This is a genomic window from Exiguobacterium sp. s40 (genome assembly GCF_018617905.1).
Lineage (GTDB): Bacteria > Bacillota > Bacilli > Exiguobacteriales > Exiguobacteriaceae > Exiguobacterium > Exiguobacterium mexicanum_A.
Map to the genome: position 1 here is coordinate 70,793 of NZ_JACSLC010000003.1, position 17,948 is coordinate 88,740.

The following is a 17,948-nucleotide window of genomic DNA, read 5'->3' on the forward strand; positions in this document are numbered from 1 at the left end:
CATCAAAAAGGCAGCCTCGGCCGCCTTTCTCATTCCATTGTATTGCCTTCGGCCGGGATTGGCGTCTGCTTCAATAGGTTCGCGAAATGGTACAAGTTGTACGCCATGACGCGTCCATTCTTTTTCGTGAAGGCGTTGTCGCGCCCGGCATCGATGTACGAGTCACCCGGTCCGGCCTCGCCGACCCAGTACGCATCGACGTTCGGTGGGACGGTGAAGCCGATATGTGACAGGCCATACAGGATCGAAGCACAGGCATGTTTCGCCCCGTCCTCATTCCCCGTCACGACGACACCGCCGACCTTGTTGTAGTAGATGGCCTGGCCCAACTCGTTCGTCAAGGCGCTGCCCCCATACAACCGCTCGATGACTTGCGTCGCGACGCTGCTCTTCTCGCCGAGCCAAAGCGGTGTCCCGATGATAAGGATGTCGGCGGCTTTGACTTTCTCAAAAATCTGGGGCCATGCATCCCCGTCCCCTTCATCCTCGGTCACGCCGAACGCGACGTTGTAGTCGACGACGCGGACGATTTCCGAGTCGACCCCGAGCTTATCGAAGTGCGGGATGATATCCTTCATCAATCCTTCCGTATGCGAGGTCGTGTCCCCGCCTTTTAATGAACAGTTCAAGAATAAGGCTTTCATCGAATCCCTCCTTAAGTAATCAACAGTTTAATGTTCCCGGCCCGTAGAAAGATTAATCTCGTCGACACGCTTGCCTTCACATGGGAAAATTAGGATAGACCAGATTCGGGAGGACTTGCCAATGACACGTTTCATTCATATTGCCGATTTACACCATGCGAGACATACCGGGAATGCCATCACGGCGAACGGACGAGTTTTACCGTCCAAGCTGAGAAGCTCGCCCAGATCGCGGAAGTCATTCGACATGAAAACATCAAGGCGGTGCTCATCGCTGGAGACATCGAAGTGAGCGACCCCGAAGATTTCGTCTCGTATTTGAAGACATGGACCGCCCTCGGTGCATCCGTCTATTTGGTATACGGGGACCATGATATCCATCGGCTCGCTTACGACGACTGTTGGCGTCAGATTGAGCACGTGCATAGCTTCCTTCGACCCGGGTATGTCTTCGATGAAGCGCTCGGTGCCGCGATTTATGTGCTCAGCTGTGAGACGAACCAGACCGGGTTGAAAGAGGATGTCGCAAGGACACCGATGCGAGACGACCCGTACCCGAACATCTTCCTCGGTCACGGGGACCGACAACGGTTCCCCGCATCCGTCGTCGCCCGGCTCGGGTTCAGCTATTACGCCCTCGGTCATCATCATCGCTATGAGGTCACTCGACGTGGCGGTGTCGACCTCGTCTATCCCGGTCATGTCTTCTCGGTGTGGGACGGATGCGGCAAGGCATGGCCGACCGGCTATGTGATCGGTGAAGTCACGTCGTCAGGGATCACACACGAGTTTCGACCATTCACAGGTCCAGAGACGCGACGGCTCAGTTTCAATCCGTTCAGCCGGGACGGGTCATGCCTCTTGCTCACGCGCGACAATCTCGAGGGCCCGTCGGAACAATGGATTGAAGAAGACGAAACGGTATTACGCGAGCTCGTCCGCTCCACGTTAGCCGACTATCTTGATGATTATTTCGTCACACCGAGCCAATCGACAGGTTTTCCGACGCGCCGGCTGTCGATGACCGGACGAACATTGCTGGAAGACGATGAACGATTCGAGGAATTTTTCGCCCGCAGTTTTAAGGCGACGAAGACGACCCAATAAAAATGACCCCCGATGGTTCCATCGGGGGTCGTTTTACAAACATATGTTCGTTTTATGGTACAGCGCAAACAAGCGCCTATATATTCGCTTTTTCTATTTTTAGCTTAGCAAATCCCGCAACATAAGTCTATTCTTTCTCGGTCCAACTCCCTACAGTAAAGATAGACTCTTGAAAGGAGCACAACGATGGAATCATACCGCTGGGACCTCAACCTGAAGGTCCGCTTGTTCGGCGAAGGCCTGTTCAATCTGTTGTTTTGGATGTACTTCCCGTTCATCACCGTCTATTTTGCCCAAACGCTCGGCGTCGAGCTGGCCGGTCTGCTCATGGCCGTACCACCGCTGTTTCTTCTAATCGGTAGCTTAATCGGCGGTTCGCTGGCTGACGAGATCGGACGCCGTCCCGTCATGCTCGTCGGGACGTTCGCGCAAGGGTTCTTGTTCCTCGCCTTCGCCTTCTCGACGAACGCCTACGTCGACTATGTCACCTATATCGGCATCGGTTTCATGGGCGCCATTTATAAACCGGCGAGCTCGGCCATGGTCGCTGACCTCGTGCCAACCGAACATTTACGCGACGTGTTCGCGACGTTCATGGCGTCGAACAATATCGGCGCCGTGCTCGGTCCGATTCTCGGGGCGGTCCTCTTCTTCGAGCATCGCCAGGCGCTCCTGTTCGGTTGCGCTCTCGTCCTGTTCGGGTACGGCATGCTGCTCGCGGCGCTCACCCGTGAGACGCGGCCGGGCTCACCTGAGAAGACGGTCGCCAAAACATTCCGCACGCAGGGGCGGTCGTATGCGACGATTTTGCGCGATCCGTTGTTCCGCCTCTATTTGATTGCCGGGGTGTTCGCCTTGATTCCCATCATGCAGCTCGACGTGTATGTACCAGTCTATTTGATTGAACAGGCCCCGGCCACGTTCGACGTGTCGAACACCGTCCTGTTCGGATGGCTCGTCGCCTATAACGGGCTCTTGTTCGTCGTTTTCATCATTCCCGTCACGCGCGTGTTCCGGGCGTGGGACGAACGCCGCGTCTTCCTGTTGTCGACGTTCCTCGCCGGGTTCGGGACGTTCCTCGTCGCCTTCTCGTCGAACATCTGGTATTTGCTCGTCGTCACGACCGTGTTCACGTTCGGCGAGTTGATCCGCTCCCCGGTCAGCCAAAGCTTCGTCAGCCGCTATGCCCCAGAGGCGTCACGCGGACAATATCTCGCGGCCGATACGCTCCAAAACACGATTGGCAAGTTCCTTGCGCCGGTGACGGTGCTCGCCTCGGGCTTCGTCTCCCCGCTTGCCGTCTTCACACTCATTTTATTGTCGGCGCTCATCGGGATGGCACTGTATGCCCAACTGTTCCACCAGCTCACACAACAAGACGGATGACCGCGGTCATCCGTCTTTCGCCTGTCCATCGAATAATTCCTCGCCCCGCTTCACCCGACCGTCGGGATACTTGTAAGCGACATGCTCGAGCGACAGCTTCGTCGGCGTATCGAGGCCGGCCGCGGCCGTCATGTTATAGAGCCCTTCGCGGAGCGAGATAATATAGTTCGTCACGCGGTAACTTTTCTTGTCGACGACGAGGGCGTGCTGCAGTTTCGGGTCGGTGGTCGCGACGCCGACCGGGCATCGGTTCGTATGGCACACTTGCGCCTGGATGCAGCCGACGTTGAACATGAGACCCCGAGCGATATTGACGCAGTCGGCCCCGAGCGCGAGCGCGACGGCGATTTTGTCTGCCGTGACGAGCTTGCCGGAAGCGAACAAGGTGATACGGTCACGAATCCCATATTGCATCAGTAGTTGATGCACATACGGGAGTGCCGCCTTCAACGGCAGTCCGCCCGAATCGGCAAGCTCTTGGTACGTCGCCCCGGTCCCGCCTTCGCCGCCGTCGACCGTGATGAAATCGGGGTGTTTCCCGGATGACGCCATCTCTGAAACGAGCGCCTCGACGTCCGCGAGGCGTCCGACGACGAGCTTGATGCCGACGGGTTTGCCGCCGATGTCGCGCAACCGCTCGATAAAGGCGAGCAGTTCGCGGTCCGTCTTGAAATCAGAGAATCGGTTCGGGCTGTCAATCGTCACACCGACTTTGACGTTCCGGATGCGGGCAATCTCTTCCGTCACTTTCGCGCCATCGATATGGCCACCCCTCGTCTTCGCACCTTGGGCGAGCTTCAACTCGAAGGCACGCACTTGCGGAATCTCACTCTTCGTTTGGAACGCCGCTTCCGAGAATGTTCCGTCCTCGGTCCGGACGCCGAACAGCGCCGGCCCGATTTGACAGATGAGGTCGACCCCGCCTTTCAAGTGATGGTCTGACAGACCACCTTCCCCGGTGTTCATCCACGTCCCTTTGGCCCGGCCGAGCCCAATCGACAGCGCCGTGATCGCGTTCTCGCCGAGCGAGCCGAAACTCATCGCGGATTGCCCGACGAGGCCGCGGACGCGGAACGGTTCCCGGCACGTCTGTTTCCCGATGACGATGCTGTCTTCTTCCATCAATAAGGACGGGCCGACCTCGCGTTCGACGATTCGCTCTTTCCGCGTGAACAGGTTGTCCTCCTCGACTTGATAGAGGTGCGTCGTCACGGTCTCGCTGTTATCGATGCGGAGCTTGTTCCGGTTCGTCGGATAGAGCACGTTCTGCAGATAGAACCCGCCCCGCTCGAAGTCTCGCTCCGAGCCGAACCCGATAATGCGCGACTTATATTTCCCGGAAATAACGGCCGCCTCATAGTCGTTTCGCGAGAACGGTTTCGCCTCGTTGTCGTTCAAGAACAAGTATTGGCGCATCTCGGGCTCGACCTTCTCCAAGATATAGCGTACCTTGCCGAGAATCGGGAAGTTGCGGAGGACGGAGTGCTCACGCTGGTGGCGGTCCTTCCGCCAGAGGTACAAGATGAACAGGAACGGGGCGGCAATCGTCGACACCATCAGGACGAGCACGATGGCGAGCATCGTCGTATTCACGGACATGAGTGGTTCCTCCCTCACGTATAGTCCTTATCCGATACCACGGGTCCTTCCGAATGAAACGAAAAAAACCGACGTTTCCGTCGGCCCTTACTTCTTGATCAATTCGTTCGCTTTGTCGACTTTCTCTTTGTCGTGTTTCAATTGCTTCTCGATATCGTACGCCATGTACATATCGTTCTTGATCATATAGTCGGCGATCTCGGCATGGTCTTCGATCGCTTGGTTCAATTGCTTGATGAGCACTTTCCGGACCTCGGGTGACGCCGTCTCGGTCACGGCCACCGCATAAGCGCGGACGGCCGACTTAGCCGTGATGAGCAGATCGGTCGCAATCAATTCGTCCCGTTGTTTGCTGGCCCGTTTCAAGTTTTCCGTGATTCCCATCCGTCTCTCCTCCTTACGCCTTCTTCGGCAACAGTTGTTTCAGTTCACTGATCGCTTGCTCGGTGTTCTTCAAATGTTTGCGGGCGATCTTCTGCAACTTCTCGTCTTTGATGAGCGGTTCGCTCACGTATCCTTTGACGAGCCCCGCTTGCTTCAGCGTCAACATCTCATGAATCTCTAACACTTCATGGATGGCGAGTTTGTTTTTAGCCATGTCCGTTCCTCCTTTTAGCGTGTCGAATGAATGTGCGCTTCTTCGCGCTTATGCTTGAGCAACCAACCGTGGAACACGAACTCGACGACCGCGGTCACTAACGCCGTGTACAGCGCAAGCAATACGAAACTCGTCTCGGTCCCGATATCGAAGTCGAGAATCCACAGGAAGAACCACGTCAAGAAGAAGCCGAGGGCGAAATCGGCCGCTGTCGCAATCAAGTTACCGAATTTCCGTAATACGAACATGTCGCCCACCCCATAGGCGATCAGTCCGACCACTATCGAGATCCACGCGGCGTGGTACCAAGGGACATCGAACCCGAGCGTCAAAATCGCGATGAACACGACGAGTAACGTCCCTAGTTTCAGACTCAGCGCTTTTCCATGATTCACTTGCATCGATGTTCCCCCTTTCCCCGTGATGGCGTTTGTACATGGACCCTCTTTCCGTTCCCATAACTATTCAAACGAAAAGTTTCACGGTCATTATCGGACGAACATGATGAGAGTCAAACCATCACAATGGAAAGGTGGACTGTTAAATGCTGGACCTCAAGTCGGCTTCGGTAATGACTTGATCTCATGATTTTCTAGAAATATTTACAAATTGATTTCATGCCTTGTCCGGAAGGGATTTGACGGCCGGTCCTTCAATGACTTCCCCGTTCGGTTTGAAACGCGAGCCGTGGCAAGGACAGTCCCACGACCGCTCGGCCTGGTTCCAGTTGACGGTACAGCCCATGTGCGTACAGGCCGACCCGACCATCGAGACGTGTCCGTCGGGATCCCGGTAGGCAGCGACGTGTTCGCCATTATGTTTGACGATGGCACCTTCATCGAGACCGAGCTCATCCACTCGTTTGTCCGCCGGCTTCAATTTTCCTTTGACGAGTTCTTTGGCCACATCGGCATTCGTCTTGATGAATCGGGCCGCGTCCGCAAGCTTCCATTTCGAACGTGTCGGATCATACAGCTCCTCATAGCGGTTCGGTTGATTCGTGACCAGGTCGGCAATGAGTCGGGCCGCCACGATCCCTTGGCTCATCCCCCATTTCGAGAAGCCGGTCGCGACAAACACGTGCGGCGTATCGTTCGTCATCCGCCCGATGTATGGCACTTTGTCGAGCGTGATCAAATCTTGCGCCGACCAATGATGGGTGAACGTCTCGGTACCGAAATGCCGTGTCCCGAACTCGCCGAGCTTCTCGTAACAGGCCAACGTCTCTTCCTTATGGCCCGTCAAATGGTTCTCGCCCCCGAACATGGCCATCTTCTTGCCATTGTCGAGTTTGACGTGCCGGAGCGAGCGGCTCGGCTTGTCGACGCTGATGAACATGCCTTCCGGGAACATGTCGACCTCGGCCGAGACGACGTATGAACGCTCGACTTCCATCTTCGCAAAATAGAGGCCTTTGAAGTCGTTGAACGGGAAGTGGGTCGCGACGACGACGTCTTGCGCCTCGATCGTGTGGCCCGTGATCGTATCAAGTCGGTTCGGCGTCCCGTATTCGATGCCGGTCACCCGGGTCATCTCATAGAGTGTCCCTCCGAGCTCGAGGAACCGGTCCATCAGCCCTTGTAAGTATTTAACCGGATGAAACTGGATCTGGTCGCGCATGACGGTCGCCTTCTTGACGTCGTACGGCAACAGACCGTTCACTTCGTCCGTGGCGTCACCACCGTCGATTCCGAGTTGTTCATACGCCTCTTCTTCTTTCTCGAGTAGTTTCGCCGAGCTCGAAGACGAGAGAGAATACATATAGGCGTGCTGGCGCTCGAGGTCACAGTCGATGTTCAGTGTGTCGACTTGTTTCTCGAGGAAACGGAGCGCGTCCATGTTGGCCTCGTAATACAGTCGGGCGTTGTCTTCCCCGAGCGATTTGACGAGCTCCGTATAAACGACGCCGTGCTGGGCCGAGACTTTGGCCGTCGTGTAACCAGTCGTGCCAGTCGCGAAACGGGCCGCTTCGACTAGAACAACCTGCTTGCCTTGCTCAACCAACTGCAGTGCGGCGAGTACGCCGACGATGCCAGCCCCGACCACGGCAACCTCTGTCTTGACGTCTTCGTTGAGCGGTTTCAGCGTCTTTACCTCGACGTCGCGCCAAAACGATTTCGGAAAATCTTGTAACATACGTGTCCCTCCTCCAAGAAAATTCAACGGTTTCGAATGCATGGATGAATTACCCTTCATTCGAGAACGAGAAACAAAAAAAGAGACCTGGCTCAGGTCTCTTGGCTCAGGTCTCTTGGTCGCTCGGGATGACAATCTCATCGAACTGTTGGTCACGGCAAAGGGTGATGGCCTGCATCGCAAGCTGGTAGTCCACTTCCGGCAATGTGATCAGCTCGGTCGGGAGCACCCACTCCTTGTTGTTGTACAGATGGATGACGAGTTTGACGAGAATGAAATCCTGCTTCTCGAACGTGTTGTCGTCGATGATATTGGCCGTACTGATCTTGCCTTGCTCAAGGTCCATGTACGGCAAGAGGAGGTTCCGTACCCGCTCATTCCCGGCAATCACGTATAGGGCGGAGAAATACTCTTTCTTGACGTCTCCGGGATTAATGAGGCGCTGGGCCAACTGTTTGAACACGTCGTAGTGCTCGGTCGTCAAGAAGTTAAGGTTATCCATGTCTGTCGTTCCTCTCTGTGTAAGCGAAAATCAATCTGTTTATACTAATTCCACCCTTTTGCACTTTATAACCCTCTGACAATGCTTATACCCCCACCTGTATCTGCCAAATCTTTTCAAAATTTTAGGTTTTTATTTATTTTGAGAGTGGAACTATATCCTTGTCGTGCATTTACCAGTTGTTCAAAAAAGGAGGAGTTCCATGTTTCGTCATCAGAAGGAATTGCAGTTCGAAGTGAAAGTCGATCGTCCCGACCCACAGCTCGCCCGTCAAATCCAAGAGGTGCTCGGCGGTCAGTTCGGGGAAATGACCGTCATGATGCAGTACTTGTTCCAAGGCTTCAATTGCCGCGGAGAAGAAAAGTATAAGGACATGCTCATGGACATCGGGACCGAGGAAATTGGGCACGTCGAGATGTTGTGCGCCCTCATCTCGCAACTGCTCGACGGGGCGTCACCGGACGACCAGGCCGAGGCGGCGAAAGACCCGGCGACGGCGGCCATCCTTGGCGGGATGAACCCGCAACACTTGATTGTCAGCGGGCTCGGCGGACTGCCGACGAACTCGAACGGGGTACCGTGGAACGGGTCGTATATTGTCGCGAGCGGTAATTTGCTCGCCGACATGCGCTCGAACTTACACGCCGAGACGCAAGGCCGGCTCCAAGTCGCCCGTCTGTACCATATGACGAAAGACGAAGGCGTCCGGAAAGTGTTCCGCAAGATGCTTGCCCGTGACCGCTACCACCAATATCAATGGATGGCGGCCATCGATGAGCTCGAAGAGAAGAACGGCGTCATCGTGCCAGCAAGTTTCCCGGCGAAAGACGAGAAAGAAGCCGAGAAACACGGCCTCGAGTTCTGGGACTTGTCGGAAGGCGACGAGTCGAGCCAAGGCAAATGGGCGACCGGCAGCGCGCCGGACGGTGCCGGCGACTTCGTCTATTTGAGCGACCCGGCCCCGCAAGGCCAGAAACCGGTCATGGACATCCCGGACAAGACGCTCCATCACGATTTGGACGCCCCGGGCAGTGTCGAGAAAGTCGTCAAGAAAGTCGCAGATCAAATCAAACGGAAATAAGAAAAAGGCTGGCCCGAGGGTCAGCCTTTTCACATGCGCCGGAGCGAGATGGCTTCGCGCATCTTCTGGAGCGATTCCCTCCCCTCTTCCCCGCGTCGCATCATGACGACGGTGAACAAGGCGTCAATCAGACTGAGCTCGGCGATTCGGGAGGCGAGCGCTTCGGAGCGGAACTCCGTCTCTTGCGACACCGTATAGAGGGCGACGTCACACAGTTTCGATAGCGGTGACTTCGCGTAATTCGTGATGGCGATCGTCGGGACGCCACGCTCGTTCAACACTTTCGCCACGTCGAGCGTGTCTTTCGAGGCGCCCGAGTGCGAGATGAGGACGGCGACGTCGTCTTTCGTCAGCTGGGACGCCGACATGAGCTGCATGTGCGACTCGAGGTTCGCCGTGACGAACAATCCGCTCCGGACGAACTTATGATACGCGTCGAGCGCGATGACGGCCGAGCCCCCGCTGCCAAAGAACTCGATGCGCTTCGCCGACAGCAGCAGGGCGACCGATTTGTCGAGCGAGGCTGCGTCCAAGATTTGCCGTGTCGCCTCGAGCGTCTTCACGTTCGAGGTGAAAATTTTCTCGGCGATCTCATGTGGCGTGTCTTCGTTTGAGATGTCTTCATGGATGTCTTGGAGCGGCGCGACGACGTCGGTGGCGAGCGCGATCTTCAGCGCCTGATAGCCTTTGAAGCCGACGCGCTGACAGAAACGGAACACGGTCGACTCGGCGACGTCGAGGTCGTCGGCGACTTGGTTGATCGTATGGTGGATGATGCGTTCGGGCTGTTTCAAGATATAGTCGGCGATGCGTTGCTCTTTCTTGCTCAGTGTCGTATAGGCGCCACGGATGCGGGCCAGGCCGTTCATCGATTCCATGTGTCTCACCCTTTTTCTTTTTACGATACCGTTTCGAAAAAAAATCCGCAATTAATGACACAACTCCTTCACCGAAATGAATGCTTTACAAAAAGGAAAATAATTACTTTCGACGAACTCTTTGAATATGTTCGCACATGTAATACATAGGAGGTGATGTGTTGTTAGCGGAAATCAAAGGCAAAGTCAGTCGTACCGGTTCAAATTTATCAGAACGGTTGGAGGACAATTTAACGGGTAACGTATTTGGCGCGTTACGCTACATCCCATTTTCAGAAGGTATCGGAAAAATATTAGCAAATGCGGTTACTTCATCGGACATCAAATTGTGCATTCACCAAATCAACATTCAGTACTGGGCAAATGTAATTGAATTTTGGCCGTACGATCAAGATGGGGAACTAGACGCGCTAATAACTTTTGAAGATACGATTATCGGAATCGAAGTAAAATTCTTGAGCGGCCTTTCCTCGGTAGATGAGACAGACTCTATTCCGACAGAAGAGAGTAAACATCAATTGGGGCGAGAATCTCGAATCATTTCACGAAAAGGTGGTAAGAAAAACAAAATACTGCTTTTTGTGGCAGATCGACATATGTGCAGATTTGTTTATCAAGACATTAAAGATTCTAAACACGACATCATCGAGAAAGACGTCATGCTTGGCTATGTGTCTTGGCAAGACTTCTTGCATGAATTGAAACAATTGAATGGTCTCGACCCCTTTCAACAAATCATCATCAAGGATTTAATCGATTTGTTGACTCGGAAAGGATTTGAAGACTTCATCGATATGAATGTAAACCGTGCGCCCATCGTCCATGGAAATGCATACTTTAATTTTGCTGTATCCCATCACGTTGAAATTGATTTTACGACAGACCAATCTATCCACGAGGAGCTTTATTATGAACTCAACAGATAATGTTAGAAACGCCTTTCACGTCGTCTACAAAACCTATGAGAATGTACATAAATTGATGGATTATACGAAAACCATTGCACCCGAGAAGAGTCATTATGTAAGTGTTGTCGATAAGTTCCTACGCTATAAATCGGACAATGATTTCGCCGGTTGGTTTATCGGCGACTTCATCCTCATCTTCCAAGATCGAGATCATAGCGAATTTGAAAATGAATGGCGGGACGGACCTCTGTATGTTATGGAAATCGAGTTATACGATGAAGATTCAGAGATGAGCAATACGACTCTTCCATGCATTCGCTTATCTAAATTTATATATGACACCGAAACGATGCAGGGTTGGAGTAAGGGATGCTCGCCTGCAAACCATTGGAGATTCTTCGACCCTCTCCATAATAAAAACACGATGCAAATCACAGTCAAAAATGATTTTTCCATCCTTACTCCACTTAATCAAGATTACAGTCATCGGAACTACTGGGATGTAGAAAAAATAATTACCAAACAAACCCCTCTGATGGATGTCACTGCCGACAACGTCGTCGACAAGATCTTTGCTACGTTTGATTCGCTTTAACCTCTTCGAACGTTCCTCCTTTGTTTATAGGAGGGACGATTTTGTTTGAACACAAACGTGTTTAGAATCAGGCATCACGCGGTTCTCCACTTCTTGCTCAGTTTTTGTTAACGATTACACCTATGGGAAAGAGGGAAATGTAGTAGTCGGGTACGACACTCATTTCAATCGAGGTCGTCTGTTGAATCAGCCCTTCACTATTCATGTTAGGAAGTGATGTGTGTGTACACGATTGGCGTCGATATCGGGACGACGAGCACGAAAGCCGTCCTATTTCATAACCAGCAACAACTCGCGGTACATAACGTGCTGTACCCGCTCCTCACCCCGGACACGGAGACGGCCGAGCAAGACCCGGTCGTCATCTACGGGGCCGTGCTCGAGGCGATTTCTGCCGTCCGCGCCAAAGCCGATGGTCCGGTCCGATTCGCTTCGTTCAGTTCGGCGATGCATAGCTTGATTGCGCTCGATGCGTCAGGTCGTCCGCTCACCCACAGTATCACCTGGGCCGACAGCCGGGCCAACCCGTATACGCGAGAAATTAAACTCGACTTCGATGCGAGTGCGCTCCATATGCGTACCGGCACACCGGTCCATCCGATGGCGCCTCTATCGAAGCTGCGTTGGTTAAAAGCCGAGCATCCGGACGTGTTTGGCCAGGCGGCCAAGTTCGTCTCCATCAAAGAGTACGTCTTCTATCGCCTGACCGGGCGCTTCTTCATCGACCACTCGATCGCCTCGGCGACGGGCCTGTTCAATTTGAAAGAATGCGACTGGGATGCGGAGGCGCTTGACGTCGCCGGAGTCACACCGGAGCAACTGTCCGAGCTCGTGCCGACGACCGAGATTTTAACGCTTAAATCGGATGTTGTTGAGACGCTCGGCTGGGACTTCCCGCTCGTCATCGGGGCGAGCGACGGGGTGTTGTCAAACCTCGGGGTTGGGGCGTTCGAACCCGGTGTCGTCGCCGTCACGATCGGGACGAGCGGTGCCATCCGCACGGTCGTCCGGGAACCGGTCGAGGACCCGAAAGGACGCATCTTCTGTTACGCCTTGACCGACAAGCATTGGGTCATCGGCGGGCCGGTCAATAACGGCGGCATCATCCTGCGCTGGCTCCGCGACGAGTTCGCGGCGAGTGAGGTCGAGACGGCGAAACGGCTCGGGATGGACGCGTATGATGTGTTGACGCGCATCGCCGAGACGGTCAAGCCGGGCTCGGACGGTCTGTTGTTCCACCCGTACTTGATGGGTGAACGGGCGCCGCTTTGGGATTCGAACGCCCGCGGCTCGTTCTTCGGCTTGAGTATCCACCATAAGCGTGAGCACTTCATCCGCTCCGTGTTAGAAGGCGTCATCTTCAACTTGTATACGGTCATGCTGGCTCTCGACGAGTTGACGGGCGCACCGAATCGGATTCACGCGACGGGCGGGTTCGCCCAGTCAAGCTTGTGGCGCCAGATGATGGCCGACATTTTCGATACGCCGGTCGTCGTGCCGGAGAGCCATGAGAGCTCGTGCTTAGGTGCCGTCATGCTCGGGGAGTATGCGTTTGGGGACATCGACGACTTCACGGCCGTGCCGCAAGTGACTCATGAGCATGCGCCCAATCATGAAGCAACAACGATTTACCGGGAGTTGCTGCCGATTTATATCCGGCTCTCGCGTCATCTCGCGGAAGAGTATGAAGCGATTGCCGCGTTTCAGCGAAAGCATGTATGAAAACATCCAAGATTCCTCTAGATTGAGGAATCTTGGATGTTTTAGTAGATTTATAAATTTCGTTTCAGGGTAATTGCGCAATCTGTAATATAAAATAAACTAGTATTGCTTTTATAATTGTTCATCCATAACTAATAAAGGAGTCTTAGGTATATGACATATTATCAGGAAGTTGATGATGAGTATAAAACGATTAAACGTCTATCACAAAAACTAATTAATGCTAGCGCTAACCAAATTGTGTTAAACATCGGCGATAACACTATATCAGGAGTACACGGAGTCAAAAGAAAGTTGCAATATATTAATGAGCCATTCCAACTTCTCTCGGATTACCTCTCTTATACTTTTGAATTACATAATAAAGAATTAGAAGTTTCTCTTCAAATATACGAAAACATCAATAGTCATTATCGAATAAACTGCTTCAGCAATTATGGATCAGCATCGGGCCCATTATTTTCAATAAACTTAACTACAAGTTACGAAAATGATGTAATTACATTCAAACAAAAAATAAAATTCTCAGACCGAATGAAAGGCGATGCAGAAACAGCCAAACGCATCCGATTAAAAAAACAAGAAAGTATTAATCATTATTTACGGACAATTGGATATGATGTTGACAACAAGTCGAATGAGCTATATTTAGGTATGTATGATTGTAAGAACAATTCATTTATAGATACGACAGCAGAAAAACTAATTCATGATTTCTTGACCATTTCTATACTTAAAGGACATTACATGGGTAATAAAGGATACCAGTTTGAAGATTTCCCCGCGATATCTTAAGTAAATAGGCAGGTCATCTGGTTAGATGTCCTGCCTATTTTAATACTTCTTCACCGCTCGTACGTCACCATGACGAACTGTCCGGACGCGCGTTGGCTCGTCAGTTTCAACTTCGTCTCTTTCGTGCCTTCCGGGAAGAGCGGAATCCCTTCGCCTAATACGACCGGGGCGATAGCAACCTCATAGCTGTCAATCAAGTCGTGCGTCATTGCGGCCTTGATAACCTCGCCTCCTCCGACGATCCAAATGTCTCCGTCGATGTCTTGCTTCAACCGTTTGACGAGCTGTTCGATCGGCTCGTCAGTGAATGTGACGTGCTCGGCTTCCCGGTCCGGACTCCGCGTCAAAATATAGTTCGGAATCTTATCGTATGGGTAACCGTCCGGCTCAAGCACGAGAACTTCCTCATACGTCTTCCGCCCCATGATGACCGCGCCGACCGTTTGGAAGAAGTCCGCGTAGCCGTTGTCCCCTTCTCCCTCGACCGCGAACAACCAATCGAGTTGGTCGTTCGGGCGGGCAATTTTTCCATCTAAACTCGTCGCGATATATAAGACGACGTTTGCCATGATGAATTCCTCCTTGATTCGTGATACATTCAGCTTACTCGACAAACACGACAAAACATGACGGGAATGGATAAAATGAAAAAACGACATCTGCACTTGATTCGATTGTTGAATCGCGGGCAACGGTTCACAGCGGATGAGCTCGCTCTTGAGACAGGTGCCTCGGTTCGGACGATTCAACGCGACATGCTGACGCTCGAGGAACTCGGCTATCCGATTTGGAGCGTCCCCGGAACAGGTGGTGGCTATGAGATGTTACCGAATCGGCTCTTGCCCCCGCTCCAGCTCCGAGAACAGGAAGCGGTTGCGCTCTACCTCACCCTCAAATGGATGGAACAAATTCCGGACGTGCCGTTCGGTGACATGCGGGACACGCTGTCGGACTGGTATGTGAACGAATTGCCCCACGACCTCGAGATGAAAATCGCCCGGCTCGAAAAGAACATCCTTTGGCTCGGAAACAAAACCGTTCCACCGGCCCCATTCACGAAAGACGTGTTTCAAGCGGTCGAGCAACGGCGGAATATCGAGATGACATACGCGACGACGAAAGGATCACGCACGTTCACCGTCACTCCGGTCGGGATGGCGCTTCTCGATCTGAAATGGTACGTGTACGGCCTCTCGGAGTACGGACTGCGCCAATATCGCATCGACCGGATCGAAGCGATGCGCCTACTTGATGAGACGTTCGAAGCGGACGACTTGGCGATGCTCCTCGAGGCGAGTAATGAACGAATCGGTGTGACCGTTCGGCTCACCATCACCCCGCTTGGCCGTCGTCTACTTGAAGACGTATTACCCGATATCGGCGAAAAGAATGAGTGGGACGTACCGGAAGCCGAGCTCCCGTTCTTGTCGCGACAATTGCTAGCGGCCGGGGCGGAAGTCGAGGTCTTAGAGCCGACTGAACTGAGAGAGATGATGCGGGAGCACGCCGAAAGGTTATGGGATATGTATGAATAAAAAATGGGCTCATACCAACAAAGGTTTGAGTCCATTTATGAGTAGTGATAACGGCATTGTAAAATCTCTACATATTGATTTGTAACTCGATAGACGATTCTGTGCTCTGAATCAATTCTACGACTATAGAAACCTTGTAAGTTCCCTTTTAATGCTTCTGGTTTACCAATCCCATTCAAATTTCCGTTTCTTCTAACATCCTCGATTAACAAATTGATTCGCTTCAATTTCTTTTTATCTTCTTTTTGCCAATACAAATAATCTTCCCACCCATTGTCAGTGAAAAATAAAGATTTACTCATTCATTAATTCTCTTTCTGTAGCTTCATTATGTTCAATCTGTTTAATAGATTCTAATAGCCGCTCTGCATTCTTCGGGCTTCTTAACAAATAAATGGTTTCCATTAAGCTCTCGTATTCTTGTTCCGACATAATGACCGCATTTTCACTATTCTTTCGTGAGATGACAATCGCTTCACTATTTTCGTGAACTTGATCTAATACTTTTTTGAAGTTTTTACGTGCATCACTATAGGTAATTGTAGACATTATAACCACTCCTTCCATGTTCCAATTGTACTTTTTTTTGTACAATAAAACAACTGACCGATACTACGTGAACTACTCACCACTTGCTTGCTTCGCAACCTGAAGTGGGAGCTTCTTGGGAAGATCGTACTTTTACTAGCTACGATTATTGACCAAGCTCATCGGGCAGTCCCTGCCCTGAAGACATGATATCCTCGGCGAGGCGCAACAGGTTGAGGCTCGCATTGACGTCGCGGTCGTGGTGCGCGCCGCACGCGGCACATGTCCACTCACGGATATGCAGGCCCTTCCTGCCACCGTTCTCGCCGCAGGCCGAACAGACCTGGGTCGAGGCGAACCACGGGTCGGCCTTGATCAGCGTCCGCCCGTAGAATTTGCATTTATATTCCATCTGGCGGACGAACTCGCCCCACCCGGCGTCCCCGATCGACTTCGCCAGGCGGCGGTTTTGCATCATCTCCCTCGGTCTCAGCGTCTCGACCACGACGACTTGGTTCTCGTCGACGATGCGTCGCGACAGCTTGTGGAGGAAGTCGTTGCGCCGGTTTTTGACCTGCTCATGCTTCTTCGCGAGGAGGAGCCGGGCCTTCTCACGGTTCCTGCTGCCCGGTTTCTTGCGGGAGAGTGCGCGTTGCGCTCGTTTCAGCCGCGCTTCGGCCTGTCGCAGGTTGCGCGGGTTCGCGATCTTCTCCGTGACGAGGGCGTCGTTCGTCATGGTGGCAAAGTGTTCCAACCCGAGGTCGATCCCGACCGTGTGCCCGGCCGGGACCCACGGCTCGTCGTCCTGCTCGACGAGGAGCGACACGAAGAATTTGCCCGTCCTCGTCATCGACACGGTCGCCGAGCGGATCTCGCCGTCGAAGTCGCGATGCTGTGTGAACCGGATGAACCCGACCTTCGGCAGACGGACTTTTCCCGCCTCGATGCGGATCGTGCCGTGCTGGTTGTTCGTCGTGTAGGACGCGCGCGATTTCCGTCTCGACTTGAACACCGGGAAGCCGGCCGTCCCGGCGAAGAACTTCGCGAACGCCGCGTCGAGGTGCAGCTTCGCGTTCGCGAGCGCGAGGCTGTCCGCCTCGCACAGGAACGGGAACAGCGGCTTGTACGAGGCGGGTGTCGGCAGTTTGCGCTTCGGCCCGTCGCCCGCCTTCGCCTCCTCGTAAATGGCGATGCGGTCCTCGAGCAATTTGTTGTAGATGAAGCGGGCGCAGCCGATCGTCCGGACCAGGAACTCGGCCTGTGCCACGGTCGGGTGGAGCCGGTATTTATAGCCCTTCAACATGTTTCCCCTCCTCTCGGCCGATGATTGTGATGAACGCCTTCCTCATCCGATACCCGCGATGGGGGAAGGGAAATCTGACAGAATAACGAACTTATGTTCTTTATATCTGTCACAGGGGTAGCCCGTGGATGTGGGACCAGGTGATTCATCTCCCACCTACGCTGGGCTTCGCCCGAGACGCTTAGAGGTGGGAGAATTCTCGCCAAATTTAGTTAAATTTGAACAAATAAGAAAGGTGTTTTCTAATATGTACTCTTAAAATAAATAAAAAGATAACCCCTTGGACTCATATTACAAATGTAATTTAATGGTAAAATCGATATGTGGCTATCATAAAAAAGGAGTCTTGTTATGAATTATAAACTATCATTCTCCACGCTATTCATCTCAATCAGTGTCATCTCATTGTTCGCTATCATGGTGTACCTTAACGTCTCGACGCTCGAGCTGAACGAGACGATTGGTTCTGGGCTGTTCTACTTGAAAGGCTATTATGAGGAAGGCAACATGATTGTCACCGAGCAAGGGATTGGCGTCATCACGCTGCCGCTCGCTATCGGTCTCGTCGCTTCGACACTCATCAAAGGCGCTCAATTTTATCGTGCCTCGTCGGTTATGAACTAACCTTCTC

At 52.7% G+C, this 17,948-nt stretch carries 20 protein-coding genes and 1 pseudogene; 9 read left to right on the top strand and 12 right to left on the bottom strand.

From position 1 onward, the window contains the following. Positions 1-29 precede the first annotated feature (29 nt). Positions 30-644 (bottom strand): flavodoxin family protein, encoded by a 615-nt coding sequence (locus tag KNP02_RS03460; protein WP_214708966.1) that lies wholly within the window; start codon positions 642-644, stop codon positions 30-32. A 219-nt stretch (positions 645-863) separates the two neighbouring features. Between KNP02_RS03460 and KNP02_RS03465 the strand changes: the two are divergent. Beyond that, positions 864-1,751, top strand: a pseudogene (locus tag KNP02_RS03465) (metallophosphoesterase family protein); the annotation flags it as partial. A 186-nt stretch (positions 1,752-1,937) separates the two neighbouring features. After that, the gene (locus KNP02_RS03470) at positions 1,938-3,137 is read left to right on the top strand and encodes an MDR family MFS transporter (RefSeq protein ID WP_214708964.1); all 1,200 of its coding nucleotides are present in this window, start codon (positions 1,938-1,940) and stop codon (positions 3,135-3,137) included. A 6-nt stretch (positions 3,138-3,143) separates the two neighbouring features. On the opposite strand, the gene KNP02_RS03475 is transcribed toward KNP02_RS03470, so the two are convergent. From KNP02_RS03475 to KNP02_RS03500, 6 genes are all read right to left on the bottom strand, one after another. Continuing rightward, the gene (locus tag KNP02_RS03475; RefSeq protein WP_214708962.1) at positions 3,144-4,736 is read right to left on the bottom strand and encodes an FMN-binding glutamate synthase family protein; all 1,593 of its coding nucleotides are present in this window, start codon (positions 4,734-4,736) and stop codon (positions 3,144-3,146) included. A gap of 87 nt (positions 4,737-4,823) precedes the next feature. Continuing rightward, positions 4,824-5,120, bottom strand: a complete 297-nt coding sequence (locus tag KNP02_RS03480; protein WP_214708960.1) for a spore coat protein — start codon at positions 5,118-5,120, stop codon at positions 4,824-4,826. A gap of 13 nt (positions 5,121-5,133) precedes the next feature. Next, positions 5,134-5,334: a spore coat protein gene (locus KNP02_RS03485; protein WP_214708958.1), complete on the bottom strand. Its 201-nt coding sequence runs from the start codon at positions 5,332-5,334 to the stop codon at positions 5,134-5,136. Between the two features lie 14 nt (positions 5,335-5,348). Beyond that, positions 5,349-5,735, bottom strand: a complete 387-nt coding sequence (locus KNP02_RS03490) for a DUF2512 family protein (RefSeq protein WP_214708956.1) — start codon at positions 5,733-5,735, stop codon at positions 5,349-5,351. 214 nt (positions 5,736-5,949) lie between these two features. Beyond that, positions 5,950-7,470 (bottom strand): FAD-dependent oxidoreductase, encoded by a 1,521-nt coding sequence (locus KNP02_RS03495; protein WP_214708954.1) that lies wholly within the window; start codon positions 7,468-7,470, stop codon positions 5,950-5,952. Between the two features lie 106 nt (positions 7,471-7,576). Continuing rightward, positions 7,577-7,972 carry a hypothetical protein gene (locus KNP02_RS03500; RefSeq protein ID WP_214708952.1) on the bottom strand — a complete coding sequence of 132 codons (396 nt, stop codon included), beginning with the start codon at positions 7,970-7,972 and terminating at the stop codon, positions 7,577-7,579. Positions 7,973-8,174: 202 nt separating this feature from the next. Between KNP02_RS03500 and KNP02_RS03505 the strand changes: the two genes are divergently transcribed. Continuing rightward, positions 8,175-9,053 carry a manganese catalase gene (locus KNP02_RS03505; RefSeq protein ID WP_214708950.1) on the top strand — a complete coding sequence of 293 codons (879 nt, stop codon included), beginning with the start codon at positions 8,175-8,177 and terminating at the stop codon, positions 9,051-9,053. Positions 9,054-9,082: 29 nt separating this feature from the next. On the opposite strand, the gene KNP02_RS03510 is transcribed toward KNP02_RS03505, so the two are convergent. Then, entirely contained in the window at positions 9,083-9,931 is an 849-nt protein-coding gene (locus KNP02_RS03510; protein WP_214708948.1) for a MurR/RpiR family transcriptional regulator, read from the bottom strand. Positions 9,932-10,092: 161 nt separating this feature from the next. Here KNP02_RS03510 and KNP02_RS03515 point away from each other — a divergent pair, with 161 nt between their 5' ends. The 4 genes from KNP02_RS03515 (at position 10,093) to KNP02_RS03530 (ending at position 13,951) form a co-directional block, all read left to right on the top strand. Beyond that, complete coding sequence (locus KNP02_RS03515; RefSeq protein WP_214708945.1) at positions 10,093-10,857, top strand: hypothetical protein; 765 nt, start codon at positions 10,093-10,095, stop codon at positions 10,855-10,857. After that, positions 10,841-11,434, top strand: coding sequence for a hypothetical protein (locus KNP02_RS03520; RefSeq protein ID WP_214708943.1), 594 nt, complete (start codon positions 10,841-10,843; stop codon positions 11,432-11,434). Before KNP02_RS03515 ends, KNP02_RS03520 begins: the two co-directional genes overlap by 17 nt. Positions 11,435-11,650: 216 nt before the next feature. Further along, complete coding sequence (gene gntK / locus KNP02_RS03525) at positions 11,651-13,156, top strand: gluconokinase (RefSeq protein ID WP_214708941.1); 1,506 nt, start codon at positions 11,651-11,653, stop codon at positions 13,154-13,156. A gap of 153 nt (positions 13,157-13,309) precedes the next feature. After that, positions 13,310-13,951, top strand: coding sequence for a hypothetical protein (locus KNP02_RS03530; protein ID WP_214708939.1), 642 nt, complete (start codon positions 13,310-13,312; stop codon positions 13,949-13,951). Between the two features lie 50 nt (positions 13,952-14,001). Here the strand turns inward: KNP02_RS03530 and KNP02_RS03535 are convergent, their stop codons facing one another. Next, complete coding sequence (locus KNP02_RS03535; RefSeq protein WP_214708937.1) at positions 14,002-14,520, bottom strand: dihydrofolate reductase family protein; 519 nt, start codon at positions 14,518-14,520, stop codon at positions 14,002-14,004. Positions 14,521-14,595: 75 nt separating this feature from the next. Between KNP02_RS03535 and KNP02_RS03540 the strand changes: the two genes are divergently transcribed. Next, complete coding sequence (locus KNP02_RS03540; protein ID WP_251130729.1) at positions 14,596-15,486, top strand: helix-turn-helix transcriptional regulator; 891 nt, start codon at positions 14,596-14,598, stop codon at positions 15,484-15,486. A 35-nt stretch (positions 15,487-15,521) separates the two neighbouring features. Here the strand turns inward: KNP02_RS03540 and KNP02_RS03545 are convergent, their stop codons facing one another. The 3 genes from KNP02_RS03545 to KNP02_RS03555 form a co-directional block, all read right to left on the bottom strand. Beyond that, on the bottom strand, positions 15,522-15,788 hold the full coding sequence (locus KNP02_RS03545) for a Txe/YoeB family addiction module toxin (RefSeq protein WP_214708933.1): 267 nt from the start codon (positions 15,786-15,788) through the stop codon (positions 15,522-15,524). Next, a complete protein-coding gene (locus KNP02_RS03550) occupies positions 15,781-16,035 on the bottom strand; it encodes a type II toxin-antitoxin system Phd/YefM family antitoxin (protein WP_128123417.1) in 255 nt (84 codons plus the stop codon). The genes KNP02_RS03545 and KNP02_RS03550 overlap by 8 nt, the downstream gene beginning before the upstream one ends. A 145-nt stretch (positions 16,036-16,180) precedes the next feature. After that, on the bottom strand, positions 16,181-17,317 hold the full coding sequence (locus KNP02_RS03555; RefSeq protein ID WP_214751445.1) for an RNA-guided endonuclease TnpB family protein: 1,137 nt from the start codon (positions 17,315-17,317) through the stop codon (positions 16,181-16,183). A 351-nt stretch (positions 17,318-17,668) separates the two neighbouring features. On the opposite strand from KNP02_RS03555, the gene KNP02_RS03560 reads away from it, so the two are divergent. Further along, on the top strand, positions 17,669-17,941 hold the full coding sequence (locus KNP02_RS03560; RefSeq protein WP_214708929.1) for a hypothetical protein: 273 nt from the start codon (positions 17,669-17,671) through the stop codon (positions 17,939-17,941). Positions 17,942-17,948 lie beyond the last annotated feature (7 nt).

Bases quoted from the DNA above. Each gene is read 5' to 3' on its own strand.
- KNP02_RS03560 (WP_214708929.1), top strand. From the start codon at position 17,669: ATGAATTATAAACTATCATTCTCCACGCTATTCATCTCAATCAGTGTC.
- KNP02_RS03470 (WP_214708964.1), top strand. From the start codon at position 1,938: ATGGAATCATACCGCTGGGACCTCAACCTGAAGGTCCGCTTGTTCGGC.
- KNP02_RS03475 (WP_214708962.1), bottom strand. From the start codon at position 4,736: ATGTCCGTGAATACGACGATGCTCGCCATCGTGCTCGTCCTGATGGTG.
- KNP02_RS03495 (WP_214708954.1), bottom strand. From the start codon at position 7,470: ATGTTACAAGATTTTCCGAAATCGTTTTGGCGCGACGTCGAGGTAAAG.
- KNP02_RS03545 (WP_214708933.1), bottom strand. From the start codon at position 15,788: ATGAGTAAATCTTTATTTTTCACTGACAATGGGTGGGAAGATTATTTG.
- KNP02_RS03550 (WP_128123417.1), bottom strand. From the start codon at position 16,035: ATGTCTACAATTACCTATAGTGATGCACGTAAAAACTTCAAAAAAGTA.
- KNP02_RS03480 (WP_214708960.1), bottom strand. From the start codon at position 5,120: ATGGGAATCACGGAAAACTTGAAACGGGCCAGCAAACAACGGGACGAA.
- KNP02_RS03555 (WP_214751445.1), bottom strand. From the start codon at position 17,317: ATGTTGAAGGGCTATAAATACCGGCTCCACCCGACCGTGGCACAGGCC.
- KNP02_RS03485 (WP_214708958.1), bottom strand. From the start codon at position 5,334: ATGGCTAAAAACAAACTCGCCATCCATGAAGTGTTAGAGATTCATGAG.
- KNP02_RS03510 (WP_214708948.1), bottom strand. From the start codon at position 9,931: ATGGAATCGATGAACGGCCTGGCCCGCATCCGTGGCGCCTATACGACA.
- KNP02_RS03505 (WP_214708950.1), top strand. From the start codon at position 8,175: ATGTTTCGTCATCAGAAGGAATTGCAGTTCGAAGTGAAAGTCGATCGT.
- KNP02_RS03535 (WP_214708937.1), bottom strand. From the start codon at position 14,520: ATGGCAAACGTCGTCTTATATATCGCGACGAGTTTAGATGGAAAAATT.
- KNP02_RS03500 (WP_214708952.1), bottom strand. From the start codon at position 7,972: ATGGATAACCTTAACTTCTTGACGACCGAGCACTACGACGTGTTCAAA.
- KNP02_RS03520 (WP_214708943.1), top strand. From the start codon at position 10,841: ATGAACTCAACAGATAATGTTAGAAACGCCTTTCACGTCGTCTACAAA.
- gntK (WP_214708941.1), top strand. From the start codon at position 11,651: ATGTGTGTGTACACGATTGGCGTCGATATCGGGACGACGAGCACGAAA.
- KNP02_RS03460 (WP_214708966.1), bottom strand. From the start codon at position 644: ATGAAAGCCTTATTCTTGAACTGTTCATTAAAAGGCGGGGACACGACC.
- KNP02_RS03490 (WP_214708956.1), bottom strand. From the start codon at position 5,735: ATGCAAGTGAATCATGGAAAAGCGCTGAGTCTGAAACTAGGGACGTTA.
- KNP02_RS03530 (WP_214708939.1), top strand. From the start codon at position 13,310: ATGACATATTATCAGGAAGTTGATGATGAGTATAAAACGATTAAACGT.
- KNP02_RS03540 (WP_251130729.1), top strand. From the start codon at position 14,596: ATGAAAAAACGACATCTGCACTTGATTCGATTGTTGAATCGCGGGCAA.